The sequence below is a fragment of the Pseudoalteromonas sp. SG43-5 genome (assembly GCF_014164345.1).
In the GTDB taxonomy this organism is placed as follows: domain Bacteria; phylum Pseudomonadota; class Gammaproteobacteria; order Enterobacterales; family Alteromonadaceae; genus Pseudoalteromonas; species Pseudoalteromonas distincta.
This window is the reverse complement of the sequence record NZ_JACJFA010000004.1, coordinates 72838-92566: the sequence shown is the minus strand read 5'-3', so window position 1 is coordinate 92566 and position 19729 is coordinate 72838. Positions and strand designations below refer to the sequence as shown.

General features: G+C 35.8%; 15 protein-coding genes. 5 read left to right on the top strand and 10 right to left on the bottom strand.

Annotated elements, in window-relative coordinates; genetic code table 11:
* Window positions 1-456: 456 nt before the first annotated feature.
* Together H5161_RS05930 and H5161_RS20090 are read left to right on the top strand one after the other, a co-directional pair.
* Window positions 457-2631: a CHASE domain-containing protein gene (locus H5161_RS05930; protein ID WP_259398676.1), complete on the top strand. Its 2175-nt coding sequence runs from the start codon at window positions 457-459 to the stop codon at window positions 2629-2631.
* Window positions 2544-3134: a response regulator gene (locus H5161_RS20090; RefSeq protein WP_259398675.1), complete on the top strand. Its 591-nt coding sequence runs from the start codon at window positions 2544-2546 to the stop codon at window positions 3132-3134. The genes H5161_RS05930 and H5161_RS20090 overlap by 88 nt, the downstream gene beginning before the upstream one ends.
* Window positions 3135-3339: 205 nt before the next feature.
* On the opposite strand, the gene H5161_RS05925 is transcribed toward H5161_RS20090, so the two are convergent.
* Window positions 3340-3870: a hypothetical protein gene (locus tag H5161_RS05925; protein WP_182768907.1), complete on the bottom strand. Its 531-nt coding sequence runs from the start codon at window positions 3868-3870 to the stop codon at window positions 3340-3342.
* 323 nt (window positions 3871-4193) lie between these two features.
* Between H5161_RS05925 and H5161_RS05920 the strand changes: the two genes are divergently transcribed.
* Together H5161_RS05920 and H5161_RS05915 are read left to right on the top strand one after the other, a co-directional pair.
* A complete protein-coding gene (locus tag H5161_RS05920; RefSeq protein ID WP_182768906.1) occupies window positions 4194-5564 on the top strand; it encodes a hypothetical protein in 1371 nt (456 codons plus the stop codon).
* A gap of 195 nt (window positions 5565-5759) precedes the next feature.
* A complete protein-coding gene (locus H5161_RS05915; RefSeq protein WP_149602875.1) occupies window positions 5760-6416 on the top strand; it encodes an inovirus Gp2 family protein in 657 nt (218 codons plus the stop codon).
* Window positions 6417-6606: 190 nt separating this feature from the next.
* Here H5161_RS05915 and H5161_RS05910 read toward each other — a convergent pair whose 3' ends face one another.
* The 4 genes from H5161_RS05910 to radC are packed head-to-tail and all read right to left on the bottom strand — an operon-like array spanning window position 6607 to window position 8354.
* Entirely contained in the window at window positions 6607-6846 is a 240-nt protein-coding gene (locus tag H5161_RS05910) for a hypothetical protein (protein ID WP_138488857.1), read from the bottom strand.
* Window positions 6847-6877: 31 nt separating this feature from the next.
* On the bottom strand, window positions 6878-7438 hold the full coding sequence (locus tag H5161_RS05905) for a tyrosine-type recombinase/integrase (RefSeq protein WP_138488856.1): 561 nt from the start codon (window positions 7436-7438) through the stop codon (window positions 6878-6880).
* Window positions 7439-7448: 10 nt separating this feature from the next.
* Window positions 7449-7868 (bottom strand): DUF2787 family protein, encoded by a 420-nt coding sequence (locus tag H5161_RS05900; RefSeq protein ID WP_182768905.1) that lies wholly within the window; start codon window positions 7866-7868, stop codon window positions 7449-7451.
* 12 nt (window positions 7869-7880) lie between these two features.
* Window positions 7881-8354, bottom strand: a complete 474-nt coding sequence (radC, locus tag H5161_RS05895; RefSeq protein WP_010557264.1) for a DNA repair protein RadC — start codon at window positions 8352-8354, stop codon at window positions 7881-7883.
* 125 nt (window positions 8355-8479) lie between these two features.
* Here radC and H5161_RS05890 point away from each other — a divergent pair, with 125 nt between their 5' ends.
* Entirely contained in the window at window positions 8480-8665 is a 186-nt protein-coding gene (locus H5161_RS05890; protein WP_182768904.1) for an AlpA family transcriptional regulator, read from the top strand.
* A gap of 555 nt (window positions 8666-9220) precedes the next feature.
* Here H5161_RS05890 and H5161_RS05885 read toward each other — a convergent pair.
* The 5 genes from H5161_RS05885 to H5161_RS05865 all read right to left on the bottom strand — a co-directional run bounded on the left by H5161_RS05885 (window position 9221) and on the right by H5161_RS05865 (window position 19590).
* Entirely contained in the window at window positions 9221-11473 is a 2253-nt protein-coding gene (locus H5161_RS05885; RefSeq protein ID WP_182768903.1) for a dynamin family protein, read from the bottom strand.
* 61 nt (window positions 11474-11534) lie between these two features.
* Window positions 11535-12800 carry a hypothetical protein gene (locus tag H5161_RS05880; protein ID WP_182768902.1) on the bottom strand — a complete coding sequence of 422 codons (1266 nt, stop codon included), beginning with the start codon at window positions 12798-12800 and terminating at the stop codon, window positions 11535-11537.
* A gap of 12 nt (window positions 12801-12812) precedes the next feature.
* On the bottom strand, window positions 12813-14066 hold the full coding sequence (locus tag H5161_RS05875) for a TerB family tellurite resistance protein (protein WP_182768901.1): 1254 nt from the start codon (window positions 14064-14066) through the stop codon (window positions 12813-12815).
* A gap of 119 nt (window positions 14067-14185) precedes the next feature.
* On the bottom strand, window positions 14186-15916 hold the full coding sequence (locus H5161_RS05870) for a dynamin family protein (RefSeq protein ID WP_182768900.1): 1731 nt from the start codon (window positions 15914-15916) through the stop codon (window positions 14186-14188).
* Window positions 15916-19590: a patatin-like phospholipase family protein gene (locus H5161_RS05865; RefSeq protein WP_182768899.1), complete on the bottom strand. Its 3675-nt coding sequence runs from the start codon at window positions 19588-19590 to the stop codon at window positions 15916-15918. Before H5161_RS05865 ends, H5161_RS05870 begins: the two co-directional genes overlap by 1 nt.
* Window positions 19591-19729: the final 139 nt, after the last annotated feature.

Below are 19729 nucleotides of genomic sequence, written 5' to 3'. Positions count from 1 at the left end.
TTTTTATATTATAAAATAGTAAGAGTTTGTTTTATTACGGATGAATTGTAAAAACTGGTAAAGATTACCTCTTACTCACTCGTATCTAAGTCGCTAATTTTATTTAAAAAAATCATAATATTAATTTAATTTTACTTGATTTAAACTTACCTAAGTAAAGTTATGAGCTGCTGATTTCTTCTAAAAATCAATAAGCACAAAAACCAGCACCTTTTGCTACTACTTTTGTTGGTATCTATAAAGTGATGCAGAATTTATAAATTATTATATTTATATGCACTTTAGTTTTATCTTGAGGCTTAAAATCAACTTTTTAGACTCCCCCTACTCTAAACCTCTATAAAATATATACATTCCAATTAATAACAAAGTTGTGTCTTGAATAATAGGTGCTATATTTATCACGTTATTAAAATAGAAACACACTTACTGCGACTCATGAAAAAGGATTAATTAATGATTCAAGCACGACCGGTTAATAAAGGGTTATTAATCTCACTGCTTCCTCACGTCATTTTATTAGTTGTGGGCATTATACTTACCTACTTTGCTCATATTAAACACCAAGAAGCCATAAAAAATAAAATAAACAATGCGCTTGATAACCGCCTATCATCGCTTTCTACAGGTATTAACAGTAGGCTCGATTTGTATCAATATGGGCTATTTGGTTTAAAGGGCTTTGTACATGGGATAGGTGCAAATAACTTAAACTATCAAGCCATAACTAACTACTCTGGGAGCCGTAACTACGCTAAAGAATTCCCTGGAGCTAATGGTATTGGCTATATAAAAAAAGTTGGCGTTGAGCAATTAAATAAATTTTTGAATGATGCAAAAAACGATAGACCCGATCAGACATTTAATTTGAATACACTCGTAGCGACTAGTGATGAGCATTTTATAATTCAATATATTTTTCCTGAGCAAAAAAACTTACAAGCAATTGGATTAGATATTGGATCTGAGAGCATGCGCAAACAGGCAGCACTAAATGCTGCCATAAATAATACAACCCAATTAACGGCGCCACTGACTTTAGTACAAGCGAATAAACTCTCACAACAAGGCTTTTTAATATTAGTGCCAATATATAAAACCATTACTATTTCTGATAATAAAAAACAGCGCCTTAATGAGCTTTTAGGTTGGGCATATTCGCCGTTGTTAATTGATAAAATTTTAGACTCACTTTCACACCTTGATGAAAATCAACTAACGATAAGTGATATCAATAACAATACTGAGACTGATTTTTTTAGTTATGGCATAAAAAGCAAAACTAACGATTATCAATTAACTAAAATTATAAAATTAATGGGTAGAACGTGGAAAATTACCATTGATGCCTCAGACGCCTTTATTTATAACCTTCATCTCCCTAGTCGGTATCAAGCCATTGTTAATGGCTCTTTCGCCACTATTGGCTGTATGTTTGTAGTTTTTTTAATGCAATTGTTTATTTTTAGAAGAAACCAAAGAATTAAGAGAAAAACACTTCAGGCTAAAAAAAATAAACTCGCATTGCAGCAAGCAAATTTAAAACTAGAAAGCGAAGTTAAACAACGTACGCAAGAAATAGCCGATATGAGCATGCTCCAACAAAGTATTTTAAACAGTGCTAGTTATTCAATTATTGCGACCGACACAAACGGCTTAATCACTCTATTTAATCCCGCCTCTGAAAAGTTATTAGGCTACAAAGCGCAAGATGTTATTGGCATTAAAAACCCTGGCATATTTCATTTAAAAGAAGAAATTATAAAAAAGGCTAAACTACTTAGTGCTGAATTAAATAAACCTGTCACCCCTGGTTTTGAAGTATTTATCTTAAAAGCAACAGCAACAGAGCCAGATATTAATCAATGGACATACATTTCTTCTACAGGCGAGCAAATACAAGTTAATTTAAGCGTCACTTCGCTGTTAAATAACGAAGGAGACACCGTTGGCTACTTAGGTATTGCTTACGATTTAACAGAACAAATTGACCACGAGCAAGCCCTTGGTCACTCAAAAGAACTTGCTGAGCAAGCATCGCAAGCAAAGTCTGAATTTTTAGCAAATATGAGCCACGAAATACGAACCCCAATGAACGGTATACTTGGCACATTACAACTATTACAAGAACAACCGCTTAATGAAAAATCAAAAGAGTATTTAAAAAAATCACTATATTCAACTCGAGCACTCACCACCATTATTAACGATATTCTTGATTTTTCTAAAATAGAGGCCGGCAAGCTCTCATTAGAGAATAAGCCTTTTGACTTTTTTGAACTTATTCATCACTTAGAGTCAGACTTAGGTGTGCAAGCAACAGATAAAAACATTTACCTTAAATTTGTGATTGATATTGAGCACAAGCATTGGGTGGGCGACCCAGTTAGACTCAGACAGGTATTTTTAAACTTAATATCTAACGCGATTAAGTTTACATCTCAAGGTGGCGTTACAGTAACGTTTAGGCTAACCGACGGAAAAAAATATGTTGTTGTATATCAGACACCGGAATTGGAATCTCTGAGCAAGCAATTGATCGATTGTTTGAGCGCTTTGAACAAGCTGAGCAATCAACCACGCGTGAATATGGTGGTACGGGCCTTGGCTTACCCATCACTAAATCATTAATAGGCCTTATGAATGGCGAAATTAAAGTAACAAGCCAGTTAGGTTCAGGGAGTCAGTTTTATGTGTACTTACCATTAAAACAAGCGCAGGTGGATGACAGCACATTAACAACCAAAAATATTGAGCTTCCTGACCTATCTGGAAAAATTATTTTATTAGCTGAAGATAATAAAATAAATCAGCTTGTTGCAGCTGCGATGCTTGAACCAACTAAAGCCACCATTATTATTGCCAACAATGGTTTAGAAGCGATTTCATTATACGAGTTACACAAACCAGACATTATTTTTATGGACATTCAAATGCCAAAAATGGATGGTCTTCAGGCACGTAAAAAAATTAAGGCGCTTAATAGCGAACAAATTGTTATTGCATTAACTGCTAATGTTTTTACAGAACAAAAAGAAATATACAGGCAGCTATTTGATGGTTACGTTTCAAAACCAATCGAAAAACATGAACTTGTCGGCATGTTATCGACACTTTGCTTAGTAAATAATTAGTCATTCTGAGGGCATTAAAAAACCCAGTTATTGTTACCTTTCGATATTAATAACTGGGCGGGAGAGGGATTCTTAAAAACCTAATAACACACTGATTAACAATAAAAACACCGCAAAAAATAAACGCAAGGAATACCAATAGGTATACTAAAAGTTATTTATTTTTAAAAATAACCAAGGCGGCCTAAAGAAAGCTCAGCTTGCCCTACTCCTCCCAAGCATCTAATAATCTAGTAATCTTACCATCAATAGTTGATAAGTTTTCTCTTATAGCTTTTAAGTCAAGGCTATCATCAAAAGCTCTCTGTTTGTGTTTGTAAGATTCTTGTACTTTTGTATCTTCAGAAATCAGCTTAGGGTTTTTTCTAGCGTAATTAATTAGCTTTTCAATATATTTAGATTGAGATATTTCATCCGCTGCACTTAACGTCTTTAGTTTATCACGCGCTGATTTAGACACCTCGAGCTGAAGTTTACAGACTTTATTAGAGATATTCTTTAAGCCTCTTTCATAGCTTTTCCATGCTTTATAGAGCTTATCAAGACTAACTTTTTGACTATCTTTATTATCACTTATACGTTTTATTTCATCTCTAATAAAGCTATCTAATGTGGCATCTGGAGATTTAAAATAACTACTGTAACTGTCATAGCGGCATGCTAGCCAGTTACGCAAATCTTCATTATCTTCATTGACCCACGTCAAAATTTTCTTGCTAGCAATCCGATCTGTCATTAGTTCTTCCCTGTGTTTTACCGTTTGCGGATGTTATCGAAAACAATAATCCAATACCAATTTGTAAGCAACCGCTTTGCGGTCAGAATCTACCTCACCAGATATCTTTTAGATACTAATCAACATCTAAATTAGACCCTCAACTATCCACTCAACTGGAGGCTAAATTAGATTTTTAAAATAAATAAAAAGTCTACATAAGAGTCTAATTGAGATTAAATATCGCATCTTTTTAAAATTACAAAATAACACCCTGTTATTGTGTTAATTAAATTGTTGTTACTCTACTATAGGGTAACAACACACGGCATGGAAACAATCTAATGAGTGAGTTTTTCAACTTAACCACAGGTCTATCAGCATATTCAAAATGGGTTTTAATTCGTTTAATTGCGAAGAAAACTATTGGAGACGAACTATCTAAATCTGATCTGATAGAATTAGGATGCCCACACAATAAATTTAAAAAAGTAATAGAAGAGCTACAAGAAATTAATGCAATTTTAAAGCACAAAACTGAACTTTCTAAAAAAGGACGACCTGCTGAGTCATACATTTTTATCTACGATGAACACACAGAAATGACTAAATCATTACCCAGCAAAGAGCTTGTAAGAATAAAGGACAAAAAGTTAAAGGACGAAGAGTTAAGAGTGCCTGTAAAAATAGTATGGTGTTTCTTTGTATTAAACCAAGATGAGTTTGGATATGTTGTTAATTTTACACTATCTAACATTGCTAAAGCATGTGGGTTAAAAGATGCTGAGGTTAAAACTGCTATCTCTCAATTAATTGACCTTAAATTCATTCAAAAAGCCATAAAAGGGTGTACTTTAAAAAAAGTTGAAGACAAGAATAAAAGGAACGTTGTTGAAACTGGAGGTAACAACTTTAAGCGTTCGTCTTGCTTTAAAATAATGGGAGATAATCATAACAAATTCATATACCTGTTCACATTTCCCTCATTGACTAATTTAGAATCATATGCCAATCGTAAAAAAATATATAACTTCTCTGGGGCACTGATAGATTTTTTCTTCTCTGAAAAAATACGTGAAAATATTTTTTTAAGATTATTAAGATTTGAAGTAGATTCACTTGAACATGACTTTAATTTTTTGTGTCAGCAGCCTAAAGAAGTTTTTAGCTACTTCGATGGAGTCCTTCTTAAGTTAGTTTCTATGGGGTTATCATATTTACTAAATGGTGGAACTAACATTAAACCTGTTAGCCAAAAAGATGCTTTTAGCCATATTTTCAGCCCTGCAGATTATAAAATAAGCGCCGCTAATTTAGGCCATGGAACTTCGTACCTGATAAAAAATCTAGCTAATATACATATTCATTACATTTTATATTCTATAATTCATTCGCTAAAAGACACTCCGAAAGTTGGTGAGGACATAGAGAAATACCTTAGCTCTATACACTCACTCAAGAAAAAAGGTAACTATATAAATGCCTTCATAGAAGGCACTCATTCGAAGGTAAAGTTTTATGATGTCACATCAATTCACAACTTAATCTTATTTACCAATCTAGACCTCTGTGAAAAAGTTAATAGTAATGATGGAACAGTGACGTTTATGGACTCAAAAAGCCAACTGAAAAATGGGAATTACAATATATTTCATATTGATCCAAAAGTATTTGAAGCATTTTACAAAGACACTTTAACTTCAGAGCAGAATTAATTGAGAATAACGCTCGCATGTATAGCGCTAAAAAAAATGTTCCATTGATACGTGCTTACTTTTTTCAAGCCCAATCCTCGGTTTGGTAATATTTATAAGAGTTACTAGTAACGAAGTCATTATCACAACAAATACCAATTAAAAAACTACGACTCATACACCTGATATGAACCAATACATAACAGGAAAAAGATAATGACTAACCCAACCCAATACCCAGTAACAACAAACCCTGCATACAAGCAATATCAAACACTCGCTAGAGTAGATCAGCGACTAGTTATTCCCTACTTAAATGCTATTGAGAAAGTAATGCATGCTGCATGTAGTGAACATAAAAGAACGTTTGCAGTCAGAATTGATTTAAGGCTACCTGCTTATTCAAATACAGTTGATTTAGATAGCAATAAAATTATTACACGATTTATTGCTTCTCTTGAGGCGCAGATTAAAGCAGATACAAAACGTAAAGTTCGTGATGGTAAAACTCCACATCCATGTAATATTAGATATATTTGGACTAGAGAGAAGGACGAAGCTCACCATCAGCATTATCATCTTGTACTGTTTTTCAATAAGGACCGGTACCACTGTACGGGTAAAATAAATATAGAAAGCGATAACTTGTTTACCCGAATAGCTAAGGCCTGGGCAAGTGCGTTGTCCTTAACGCTGAATGAAACGATGGAATTTGTTCATTTGCCAGATAATGCACACTATTACCTTGACGCTAATAACCCTAATTTCGCTCAAAACTTCCATGCTCTCTATTGTCGAGTAAGTTACTTCGCCAAGCTTAGAACTAAGCATTACGGCTTAGGGCAGCGTTGTTTTGGTTATAGTCAGAGGTGATACTTTAACTAAGACCTGTGCTTCTCATAAATTGTTCTAACGCGCTTTTGAGACCTTCAACTAGCTAAATAAGCTCAAACCCTTAGTATATAAGGGATGGCAAGTTCCCAAAATAGCATTACGAGAAGCGCTATTTACGCTACAAAAGCAAAAAAAGAACGCACTGCATAAATGCGTTCTTTGTTTACTTCTAATCAAATAAACTCGCTACTCCAGCCAACAAGCCACTAGCAAGAGCTAATGGCACCGTAACAGGTGCAGATGCCACACCTAACCCAACTACTATCGCACCAGATACAGCAGCTCCTGCTACAGCACCAGAGCTTACAGCAATAGCCGTTCGTCCGAGTGACGGCTCACTACTACCGGTTATCTGTTTAGATACTTCATTTCCTACTACACCGCATGTAACGGCTTTTTCTAACGACATAACAAACTTACTCCTATTATATGTAATAAATTTATAGCTCTAACTCTTCAAAGTCTTTATCGATTTCCTCCTGAGTTATTCCAATATAACGCAGTGTCGTTGCTTCAGAGCTATGGCGAAGCATTTTCATTACACGGGCGATGTCTTGGGTTTTGTGATAGAGGTGGTAACCTCGTGTTTTACGCATTGAGTGCGTGCCTAGCTTTAAATTAAGCTCTTCACCCACCAGCGCAAATGCTCTTGTAACAGCCCTGCGTGACAAGGGCCGTGTTATTGAACTTTTAGATTGTTGATTACGATACGATTGAAATAGGTAAACATGGTTGGGGTGAGTTACGCGTACTTCATGGATAAACGCTAATGCTTTCTGATTAAGCTTAATCTCTGCTAGCTTTCCTGTTTTACTCTCAAATATAATTAACCTGTCGTTTTGTATATCCGTAAATTTAACAGACAACAAATCAGATATACGCAATGCTAGGTTCAAACCTATATTCCAAATATGGCTCATCTGTTTAGAACACCGCTTTTCGAGCAAGTAACTAATTAACTTAACTGTATCAAGGTCCTTAATCGCTTGTACTTCAGCCATCGCCAACTCCTTACTCTGTTGTAATAGTGACCTGGTAGCAACCCGTGTTGTAATACTCAACAAAGTTAGCCACAAACAAGGTTAAAAGGTCCTTCCCCTCTCGTTCACTCAACCAGCCCACCAGCATGTGATATACCCGTTTAATCACAAAACACACATCAATTTCCTTTACTAATTCAGAGTCCACTCGGCCCTGGTATGAAAAATCAGTAATATATACAAGCACCCAACCAATCCCCCGTTTTTCTAGCCTTACCTCGACTGGATGAAAGCCACCGGCTTTAGCGCTGTAATCTTTATCACGAAAATTAATAGTTAACTCACTAGCATTCCCTATCGACTCATCTTGTTTAGTGATGGCATTTACAATCACATCAATAAATGACTCAGGTACATTCAAACCTGGTACTTGTTCTATTTTAATAGCCATACCCTACTCCCTTTAAATTAGGCCATGTTCAGCAAAAGAATAACTGGTTTCACCAATGATGATGTGATCGACTATCGAAACATCAATAAGGTTGAGTGCTTGCTGTAATTTGGTAGTAATTAACTTGTCGGCCTGTGACGGCGTACTGACGCCTGAAGGATGATTGTGCGCCAGTATTACGGATGCTGCATTAAGCGCTAATACTTCTTTAACTACCTCTCGTGGGTATACGCTTGCTGCGTTAATAGTACCCCTAAATAACTCTTTGTATTCAAGTATGCGGTTTTGGCTATCCAAAAACAGCACTGCAAACACTTCATGTTCAATCAAAGCCAGCTTATGCCTTAAATATTCTTCACTGTCTTTAGGGCATGTTAAAGCCCCATGCCTAAATTGCTTTTGAGCTATTATGTAAGCTGCTGCTTCAAGTATTTGTTCATCACTTACTGGGTGATCAAATTCGTATAGTGACTTGTTATTTTGCATTGTTATGCCCTCTTAATGGTTTATGCAAAATAGTTATGTATATGTTTAACGTTTTTGTTTCGCCTCAGTAAAAAATTACTACCCCCGGAAAGGATATGTACTAATAATCTAACCGGAGAAATCCCATGCGTTTAATCAAATTAAAAGAAGTTTTACATATCACAGGCTTAAGCCGTTCAACTGTATATCGCTTTATGAGTGCTGGTGGATTTCCAATGAAGGTAGAGCTAGGTGACAACTCTGTAGCCTGGGTAGAAAGTGAAGTTGAAGAATGGATAAGTGAAAAGATTGGGAAAAGAGATGCAGCTTAACTACCAAATGTAGATTTTATCGCCATTAAGCAATAAGTTAGCCTTATTAAAAAACATTTACAAGGCTGAAAACATGCTTCATAGACAATTAAAAGAAAAACAAATATATCTATAACTTGTTGTGGAATGAATTTCCTAACAGCATCCGCGTACTGTTAAACAATAAATTTGTATTCCAGCCTTTTTGGCAATTTCATAACGGACAAATCACTGAGCAAGAATTTAAACATAAATTGAGTGAAGCCAAAAAAGTGCAAATGCTGCTTTAGCCCACAATGAAACCACCAAGCTCACCTCCATCGTATTACAGCGTTTATATACATTACGTAATCAAATAATGCATGGTGGTGCAACATGGAACAGCAGCGCAAATAGAGAGCAACTAAAAGATGCCGTACAATTTTTTTCACAACTTGTGCCATTTATTATTGATCTTATGATGGATAACTCAAACGAGCTTTGGGGGAGATGCGTACTATCCTCTTATTGATGGGTAAAGGTGCTTTAGGCATTATCTATTTTTTAAAACACGATAATGCCTTAACCGCAGTAAACTTATAAATTAGTGCTTAAAGTAGCCAAATCAGCATTCACTTTTTGTAATACGTCATCGTAGCCTTTTAATACCTCTTCTTTATGGGTTAAGTCCTGTTTTAGCTGCTCTACACTTGCTACCAGGTCTTTTGTTAAGCTCGGAACAAAATTGCTTTGCTCTTTAGCTAACTTCTCTACGATCTGATTTATACATTGTTTTAGCTCAACAATTATATCTTGCAACAATAAAGCGACGACGCGGGCCTGTTCAGTACGTAACTGAGCTATATCATCTCCTTCAACTTGCTCAGCACTAAATTGTTGACGAATAGTATTAATATGCGTATCAAGATCTAAACTCACAGCTGGGATCGTAATTCGTTCAACAGCATTATTTAACGGCATTAAAACCATTTCGGGGTCAAAGTCATCATCGGTAAAGTCAAACATATCTCTAATTGATGCTTTTATATCCTGTTTAAACAATGCTAACTGAATTGCATTTTCACTTACTTCATAAATAGCTTTGCTGGTCTCAACTACAAATGACTCAAGTTTACTCACTGACTCATGAACACTTGCATAGGTGTAATTAACTGTACGGTAATTTGTAGATGTTACAGTACGAGTTGAGCCATATGAAAAAGGGTTGTACCACGATGAATCACTCACTTCTCTTGATGTTGTATAACTTTCTTCTCGCGAGCCAGATTGAGACTGTACTTGTTTTACGTGAATTGCATTTTGGCTAATATCAGTTAATAACCGTGTTAATGTTTTTTCAGCTTGAATACTGTATTTTTCAAAAACACTATTTACTTTAACTGTGCCAGCCTCTATGCGTTGAACAACTGCTTGCTGTTTTTTCGCTAAGCTTTCAACGTCGCCTTCAAGTAAGTTTTTACGCTTATAAGTTACATCATCTGCAATTTGAACTAATTTTTGTTTTACCTCACGTTTTGAGCCTATTAAAAGATTATTAAAACGATCTGCCAATATTTGCTCTTTTTTTGCTTTAACAGTATCTAGCTTACTTGTTACTTTTGTGAAGTTGGCCACTGCTGCAAACGTATTGGCATTAAACGTAAAGTCATCAAACATGCCATTAAGAAGGTTCAACGTATGCAACTCTTCTTCATTCAATGATTGCTCTGGTTTTATGGCTAAATCGTAACAGCGAGATGAAATAAATATAGGTGGCAAAGAATTTTGTAAAGTGCTCATTAAATGACTTTGATTATCATCTTCAGTACTTTGATGGGCTGAAAATTCATTACATACCTTATCTACATTACTCTTGGCCTGATTATTAAGTTTTGTAGTAATGGCCGGTAACGCCTGTTGAATAGACGGGTACTTATGGTACTCATCCAATAAGGCCCCATCGAATAGTGAGCCTATTAGTACAATATCTTCAATACCTTTATTGGGAATATTTTGCGCCAGCAAACTCATATCTGATTGGTCTAAAAATTGGCCGCTATTGCTGAGTACAAATACAACGTCACATTGACCTATAAACTCTTGTGTACGCCTACCACGGGAGATTATTGGGTCGTTCATTCCCGGTGTATCAACCACTTCAATATCGCGTAAAGACTCAATATTTAAATGCAGCTGAGTGCTTTTTACTATAGGTGTAAATTCGCCGCTGGCTCCCACATAGCTGTTTAGTTTATCAACTAATTCATCATTATTATTTACTTCATCAAGCGATATGGTTGTATCTAAATACTGCGCAACGTTTAGCCCTGAACTTTTAACCATATTTAAAAGTTCGATACTGGCTTTTTCTTCATCAGATAAAACAGGCTTAACTGGCGGTGCAATAAAAACGCCCTGCTTTTGCGATATTGCCTTATTGGCTTGATATTCAAGCAATGCGTTTTCGTAACTTGCTTGTTTAGTGAATGCTGTATCGGCTAAGTTTTTAACTTTATCCCACTCATTTTTGCTATAAAACTCAACCAGTGCTTTTGGCTGCTGTGCATAGCAAATTTTAGTTAGCGCAGCCGTCATCGGTGTTGCAGCCTTTGGGAGAACGTCTTGGCCATTAAATAACAAACTATTTAAAAACGAAGACTTACCCCGTTTTATTTGCCCGATTATACCAATACGCAGCAACCTATTTACGTTTTGTGTATGTAGTGCATCGTTTTTAAAGTTACTAGCTAATGCTTTTAACTCAGCCAGTAAATTTGCATCCAGTGAGCTGCCTAACAACTCATAAACTTCACTTATTTTTAATAAGCTTGATGACTGTTCTTCAATCATTTTTAATTCCTTTTATTAAGTAGACCAAACTTTAATTTATGTTTCTATATAAAGCTTGCTATTATTTAACAAGCCGATATTGACCAGAAGCCAATACTGACCAAAGTGTTAAATTGTCTAAATATTTTCTGTTTGAAATCAGAATGGCTTTAACGCCACCTTTATTCCTATAAAACTTATTGTTAAAGCCAAGTACTATTTCATCTTTCAAAACTTTTTTGCCTTTTAAAGGAAAGCATACAGAATTAATTTGTTCAGCATTATTTGGCTTGCCCTTAGGGTGTAGCTGCTTACCAATCGCTATCTTAGCTTTAAATAACTGATATAAAATTACATTTATATCTTTTGGTTCCCCGTTCAATAATGGTGAGAAGATTGTTTTGAAATAATCTAATTTAATCTCGTTTGGCACCATTAATTCAGAGTCAGAAATATAACTTTTTGATACTGTAAAAATATTGTCTTCTGGCTCAAACTCCAAATGTAAATCAGAAAGTAAACCGTACAATTTTTCAGATGAGTTATAAGTGATAAAAACCTCATCAGAGCTAACTCGAAGCTCGCCCCTATCCATTTTCGATTGAAGAAACGGTACTAACAAATCATGTGCAAAAATATTAGGGGCATAATCAATTGTAATCTCTTTCTCTTTCGGTAAAGACTCCGCATTACAATAGTTTAAAGGTTCCCACTTTAACTGGCATGCACGAGTAACTTTATTGACGATAAGCTTAGTCAATCGCTTAGATCGTATTTTAGCGGTTTCTGCCATTAACACTTCATATACAACTTCATGATAGCCGAGCAAATGTTTAAAGTGATCAGGATTTAATAAATGGGAGCTAAAATATAATGCACTTTCTTGCCAGTTCCGGTTTTTAATATGGCAAAATAAATCAAATATATCTTGTTGAGTGCCTTTAAGTATTTCGAGCTGGGTTGCCATTGCATTTACTAACAGCATTTCTTTTTCGTGTACCTGATTATCACGTCGGGTCATCATGAGCGCATCAAATAAAAATAATTGTGCTAATGGTTTACGCCGATAGTATTCAACAAAAGCTTGAATTGTTGCTTTATCCGGCGCTTTAGCAAAATCAACCACGTCATCTAAAACAGAGCTATCGAGTGAAAATGAGTTTATTAAAATTTGTAAATACTCAACCTCTGTTTCATGAATGTCATTATCTGCATTCATTACTAATGCTAAACCTTGCAAATACAATAACTGCCCTTCAATCCCTTGTTGCGCTATTGGGTGGTTTTCAAAAGCACTCGGCTCTTTTGTCGCTTCCATAAAAGTTGCAAGCATATCTAAATCATTCATCAACTCGCTCCTTTATCTCATTAACCTGAATTGACCAGATGCTAGTACTTCCCATACGGATAAATTAGAAACATAATTTCTTTGACCTTTTTTAACTTCACTGATTGATTCAATATTAGTGTAAAATTTGTTGTCATAGCCTAATACAACTTCATTTTTTACAGGATAACTATTCAGTATCGGGAAGCAGATTGACTCATGGTAAATATTAGTGTTTTTCCCTTCGACTATTTTAGCTGAGTACAAAATGTCTAAAATAATATTAATAACCTGTGGGCTATCACGCTCAATATCTTTTTCTTGAATTATATGTTCAGATATCATAAAACCAAAATCGCTCAACAGCTCAGCGCTTACTTTGAAGGCAGAGTCTTCTGGCAAATTTGGAGTGATAAACAAAGCGTCTATTTCTTTATCATAAGTAAGTGTTAAATCAGTTAGTGATCCATATATTTTCTCAATGCCATCTTTAATTAATAAAACCTCATCGGCATTTATACGTAGCTCTTTTCTATCAAGCTTTGATTGCAAAAATGGCAAAATCAGGTCAAGGGTAACGATGTTTGTAATAAATGTCGTTGTCATATCTGTTGCATCTGGCATACAGTTTGTATTGGTATAAGTGAGTGGTACCCATTCAAGTGCATCGACATCTACTTTTTGTTTGAGCACCTCAATTAACCTATTACTCCTGATCTCAGCGGTTTCTGCCATTAACGCATCGAACTCTATTTCATGATAGGCAAGTAGGTGTTTAAAATGATCTGGGTTTAATAAATGGGAGCTGAAATATAACGAGCTTTCTTGCCAGTTGCGGTTTTTAATATGGCAAAATAAATCGAATATATCTTGTTGCGTGCCTTTTAGTATTTCTAGCTGGTCGGCTATTTTATCTACAACGGCCTTTTCTTTGTCTTCTACTTTGCCATCGCGGCGGGTCATCATTAGGGCGTCAAACAAAAACAATTGCGCAACAGGGCGACGGCGAAAAGTGCGGAAAAACGCTTGAACTGTGTCTTTGTCTGGGGCCTTTGCAAACGTTACCATGTCGTCAAGTATTGACTCATCAAGGCTCATTGATTTTATAAGTATGCGAATATATTCTTTTTCGGTGTCATCAATATGGCCGTCTGCATTCATAACCAGTGCTAAGCCATTTAAATATAATAGCTGTTCTTCCATGGTAAAGTCGGCAGCCGGGTGGCCTTCAAATGCATCAGCTTCTTTTGTTGCATCGTTTATAACGTCTAAAATATCAAAATCCATCTTACTTCCTTTTTTATTAAGTAATTGTGTGTTGCTAATTTAGTTTGATTAACACGCTTTTGCTGTTAACTATTTATTACGCTTAAATATGAGTTCTTATATATTCTAATTATTCAAAACTATGGCGAAGTTATATCGACTGTAATGCTCGCTTTTTTATCGTTTACTAAGTGAACTTTCACATGTTGGCCTTCGCTAAAATAATCACTAATTAAGGCATCACCCAATTGGGCTTTTATTTTTTGTTTAGTAATAATGATGTCGAAATCGGTTGGTACTTTCTCGTCTATTTTAATGTGCGCGCCTACTGCACTTAACTTAATTACTCGCCCTTGCAAAGCGGTTATGTCAGCAATAGCCGATAACTGTTTGATACAGCCTTGCACGAGCGCTTCAAATACTAATGACTGTTGAGGTGTATAATCGCCACCAATCGAGCAAGCGGTGTTAGTTGAACTTAATGCTACAGAGCTTGGCTGCATGGTTGTTTTTACATTGAGCAACTCACATAACTGCGTTATTTGCTGTTGTAATTGTTGCTGTATTTTAAGTGCAACTTGCTTTTGTGTTGCTAATGCATTCAACTGCGCTTTTGTTTTATTGCTTATATCGTTTAAATGTTGTTTGTTTTTGTCGGATATAGTTTCAGCAAAAATCAGTTCTTTAATCGTGCCACTTGTTAAGCTATGAATTTGACGAGTAGACTCATAAAAATTTATATAGCTCTTAAATATTTGCTCTGCTTGCCATAAAACGATCGACCCATTTTTACCTTTACTCACTGTTTGTAATAAATCAGTTAATACGGTTTGCGAACTGGAGAACTCTTTATTTAACTGCGCTGAGTACCCAACTACCTCTAAAAAATTAATTTCGGCTCGTTGTAAGTCCTGTTTTGCTGTATTAATGATTTGTTGTATTTGCGATTCTGGCTTTTTATCCGCTTTACTAATCACCACTAATACAGGCTGAGTTAGCTCTAAGCTTTTTAAAAATTCAATATCTTGCTGTGGTACAGTGCCATTTTGCTGATCGACCAACCAAATTAAATAGTCTGCACTGCGTAAATGCTCACGAGCAATGTTTTCGTCGGTATTGTTCTGTGTGTTAATTATATCGTCGGCTTTGCTGTAACCTGGGGTATCTAAAAACACGAGGTTAGGGTATTTAAAGTCTTCTCGCTCAACAGATATTAGCTGTAGTAAATGGCTAAAGGTTACGCCAAAACGCTCATTAAATGCATGGCATATAGCTTTTAATGCTTCTTCATCTATTGCTGTTTTTTTACGATAAAAATTAAGTGCACTTATTGCATTTTGCTCACCTAACGACAAATAAGTAGGTATAGATGTAGTGGGTGTTGTGTCTGTTGGCAGCAACGAGGGGCACCCTAATACAGAGTTTAAAAAGCGAGACTTACCTGCGCTAAATGAGCCACCAACTGCAACTGTATAGTATTTTTCAAGATGCGGAAAAGCAGCAATTTCATTTAGCTGCTTTTCGAGCAATAACAATTGAGCATAAGTATGAGCCCCTGTGGTGTTATCGTCTTGTTTAGCAAGCTGTAAAAAGTCATGTTCAATAGTGTGTTTGATCTCGGCTAATAAACGCGCAACGGATGTATTGCTATTACCATTAGCAATTAATTGAGCGCATAAACTTAACCCCTTTTCGCTTTCGTATAAATATTGATTAACCCCCTCTGGTTTTATATTTTTAGATGAGATTTGTGTTTGAGCTGATTGCTCATTTGTATTGCAACTTACACTATTACTTACACTACTATTTTCATCATTACTTTTGTCAATGTGGCCGTTCATTAAACTGTCAAAATCAAAATCATTACTCACTAGCTAGCTTCCTTTATAGCGTCGTTTATTACTTGCGCGGGTTGTTTTGTTTGTTGAATTTGAATTTGAACTAAAGCGTTATCGTACTTTAACTGCAGCTCGTTAAACGCGTCTTCGCTTTGTTGCAATTGTTGTTTAAGGTGCTCAATACTCTGGTTGAAGTCATTTTGCTCTTGCTCATACGAGCCTAAAATGGCTTGTTTAATTTTCATTACCGCTGTATTTAGCTGTTGTGTGCAATACTCTACTGCCATATTAACGGCTTGAGGAATAACTTGCTCACGCACTTGTGATTCTATTAGTTGCTCGCGCTCTTCTGCGTTATCTTTTCGACCCAATAAGCCCCCAATAATACCAGAGACAATACCACCCAATGGGCCTAAAATTACGGTAGCTACTCCGGCCGCTACCGCTGCATACGTTGCTGAAAAGGTTTCTTTTTGCTCTGCTGGTATATTAAGTGTAATTTGTACATCGCTATGTTGTTGCTCGCTAATAATATCGAGTTTTTTATCTAGCTTTTGCAACTCTTGCTGTACCAGGCTATCAACACCTTGCTGTAAAATGGGCCTTAGTAAGTCATTTATTTTTTGTGATACTTGATTAGATTTTGCCGAACTGACTAAAACCGATACCGATGAGCTTAAAACATGTTGAGAGCGCTGAATTAACTGCTCTTTTCCTACGCTGCATAGGTTATATTCAAGATCTTCAAGTGACGCATGAAGTTTTTTTTCTACAGAGCTAAATACATTTTGGGATTTATTTATTTGTTCTTGTAATTGGGCTTCACTTGACTGACTAGACTTTTTTAGGCCATTTATAGAGCTAGTTATATGCTCTGCTAACTTAGCTAATTGCTGTGAATAACGCTTACAAAGTAATGAATCAAACTGATTTAATGCGTTGTCGACTACATTCTCAAAATCAATTATATTTTTGTTATTCCCTATATTTTCGATATTACCAATCGTTATATCACTCTCTAAAGCTTCGGCCAAATAGGCTTGCAACTGACTCTTAACCGCTAACAATTTACTACTTGGTAGTCGCTCTGATTTAGACACAATATGGGCAATGTCTTTTTCATAATTAAAATTGATTTCTTGTAGCTGATTAATAGCCGTTGCATCAAAGGCTTTTTCTGAGGGTATTAAATTTATAAAGTAATCACCTCGCTCTAAATAGCAAGCGATTGCCTTTGAATGACCGGCATTACTTGATGCAAAACCGGGCATGTCCACCAGCACTAAGTTAGGGCGATTTTTAAGTTTTTGGATATTAATAAAAACCTGAATGTAGTATATATTCGCGTCAACTTTTAAGTTGTGTAACTCGCTTAATGCTTTACGCTCACTTTGCTTACTATCAATATAATTAATTATTATATGTTCGTCTTCGCTATAACTTAGCTCTGTAGCAACCGCTGTTTCAGGGTTAATGTCACATTTAAGATAGTCTTGCCCTAAGTAATTATTAAGTAGTGAACTTTTACCTGCCGAAAATTGGCCAATCACAGGGACGATAACTTTAAATTGTTCAATTTGCTTTTGTAAAAAAGCTAAATCATCTCTGATATTTTTATTGTTTAAAATATCATTATTAACAGCGTTGTAAGTCGTAATTTGACCCAACAATTGAGTTTGCATAGTAGTATGCTCATTCGCTGTCAGTAAGCTTACATTTCCCGTATTTGAGTAAGCTGGCAATCTTTTATCGTTACATTTTAGGCTATGTAATAACTCCAACCCTAGCTCATAGCCACTTAATTCATTATTGAGTGATAAACCGAGTTGTTGCTCAATAGTTTGATTTATTTCTTTAGCGGTTGCATCGTTTTGTGCATCACTTGCTATTTGCAGTCCTTTTAATAATGGGTGAAACTGCTGGTGTTTAGGGGCCACAGGTAAAATAGCACTTGCTTGTATATTATTTGAAAATAGCTCAGCTGAGCTTGGGCTAAATAAACTACACGGCGTTAATAATGTTTGATGCAAGCCTATATCATGCAATAAATTTGTGTAACAACTAAGTTCACTATTAGACCATTCACGCCCTAAATCATTATAAAAGCCCAAAGTTACACTAATTAATAACTCACTTGGCTGCAGTGTATTTAAACTTATGCATTTTGATTTTGTACTGTTGTACCAATTGTTTACTAATTGACTACGTTCTAGGTTCTCAATTCTATTTTCAAGTTGGTTGCATCTAACGTTGCATTGATGTGCTAATGCTTCTATTCCTTGCTTCATTAAGGCAACCGCTTGAAAAACATTTTGTTCAAGTTTTTTAACGCTACCATATAACACATTAACATGGGTCATCAGGTAGTTTGTTTTATTAGCAAGCGACACCATAGCTTCCATTGTTAGCGCTTGTTTATGGTTGAGCTTTTGAATTAGTAACTGGCTTGAATAAATAGCACGATTAAAATCATAATTAATACCCGCTTGTAACTTAGCATTGCTCCCTGTTACCGAGCCAAGCAATCTACCTACATGGCCTTGCTCTAACTGAGTGTTTATACGCCCTTCGGTAGAGGCTAGTGTTGTAATTGTATTAAAGGCTTGCTCAAGTAATTCATTTGAGTTATCAGCAAATTTATCTATCAAGCTATCTACATTTTGACTAGCTATCTCTAGCTCTTGCTCATTTAACGTGTGGGCAAGTTCGCTTAATACATCATCTAATGAATGAGGAGATATAAGCTGCTTAGAATCTAAGGCTCCATCGTCACGCAACTGTTGGTTTACCGATATCTGATCGTTGAATTGTGTGTTTGAGGCTGCAAACTCAAAAGCGGCCTGCATAAAGCGGGCTTCATCATCCATAAAAGGCTTAAATTGCTTAAGAATTTTAGCCGTGTCGCTATAGCCTAATTCAATAAGGTTAGCCGCATTTTCTTTTGTAAAATTAAGTGGTTCTATTAAGCCTGCGAAAGCTTGTGACGGAACTATGTTCCAAAAATTAACCCGAGGGTATTGTTTAATTGCAGTAACAGTATCAGCTTGGCGATCTAAATAAATATTAATAATATGAGTGCAATTATGCTGCTCTATCAGTGGCTTGTAGGGTGTATTGTCGCTATATGAAGGAAGTACGCCGCCATCAACATAGTTTGTGCCATCTATTTCAACGGCTTTAAAAACAGCGGGTATCGCAGAGGTTGCCAGTAGCCACTTTTGTTTTTCTTCAGCGCTTAATGCATTCAATTGGGGATAAACTAGTTCGCCATTTTTAGCCGTTAATGCACATAAATGCAGTGGTAAATTATTATTGTCAATAGAATTGCAAACATTGCTTTGGTAAATAAGTTCAGCAAGTCCATCTTGTGAAAACGCCCCTGTACCACCTAGTAAAAAGCTAAGCGTCATCAATGCTTTTGGTGCAACACCCGGTAAATAAGCCCCGACGGCAAACTTAGAAACAGCAATAGCAATATCTTCTGCTTTAAGTGTTAATACCTTGCTAGGTGCAATATCAAGCCATAACTGCTCAGCAGAGCTGTAATCACCGGCTGTAAATAAAGCTGCATTTAAACCACCAACAGAAGTACCCGCAACTGCTTCAACGTTTTTAGCTATACCAAACTCATTTAGTGCCTTCCAAACGCCTATTTCGTATGCGCCTTTACCACCACCGCCAGAAAAAACCAAACCTAATTTAGTCATAAATATCCTTTTCATTAATGATTAACCTTTAAAAGTTAGTCACTTAAGTTCCTTTACCTAAACTAATAGACCACTTAAAGCATTTCATTTCAAGGTGTTTTAGCTACGCCTTGTTAATAACTGAGCGCTGATGGTACGA

Bases quoted from the DNA above. Each gene is read 5' to 3' on its own strand.
- H5161_RS05930 (WP_259398676.1), top strand. From the start codon at position 457: ATGATTCAAGCACGACCGGTTAATAAAGGGTTATTAATCTCACTGCTT.
- H5161_RS05925 (WP_182768907.1), bottom strand. From the start codon at position 3,870: ATGACAGATCGGATTGCTAGCAAGAAAATTTTGACGTGGGTCAATGAA.
- H5161_RS05920 (WP_182768906.1), top strand. From the start codon at position 4,194: ATGAGTGAGTTTTTCAACTTAACCACAGGTCTATCAGCATATTCAAAA.
- H5161_RS05915 (WP_149602875.1), top strand. From the start codon at position 5,760: ATGACTAACCCAACCCAATACCCAGTAACAACAAACCCTGCATACAAG.
- H5161_RS05910 (WP_138488857.1), bottom strand. From the start codon at position 6,846: ATGTCGTTAGAAAAAGCCGTTACATGCGGTGTAGTAGGAAATGAAGTA.
- H5161_RS05905 (WP_138488856.1), bottom strand. From the start codon at position 7,438: ATGGCTGAAGTACAAGCGATTAAGGACCTTGATACAGTTAAGTTAATT.
- H5161_RS05900 (WP_182768905.1), bottom strand. From the start codon at position 7,868: ATGGCTATTAAAATAGAACAAGTACCAGGTTTGAATGTACCTGAGTCA.
- radC (WP_010557264.1), bottom strand. From the start codon at position 8,354: ATGCAAAATAACAAGTCACTATACGAATTTGATCACCCAGTAAGTGAT.
- H5161_RS05890 (WP_182768904.1), top strand. From the start codon at position 8,480: ATGCGTTTAATCAAATTAAAAGAAGTTTTACATATCACAGGCTTAAGC.
- H5161_RS05885 (WP_182768903.1), bottom strand. From the start codon at position 11,473: ATGATTGAAGAACAGTCATCAAGCTTATTAAAAATAAGTGAAGTTTAT.
- H5161_RS05880 (WP_182768902.1), bottom strand. From the start codon at position 12,800: ATGAATGATTTAGATATGCTTGCAACTTTTATGGAAGCGACAAAAGAG.
- H5161_RS05875 (WP_182768901.1), bottom strand. From the start codon at position 14,066: ATGGATTTTGATATTTTAGACGTTATAAACGATGCAACAAAAGAAGCT.
- H5161_RS05865 (WP_182768899.1), bottom strand. From the start codon at position 19,590: ATGACTAAATTAGGTTTGGTTTTTTCTGGCGGTGGTGGTAAAGGCGCA.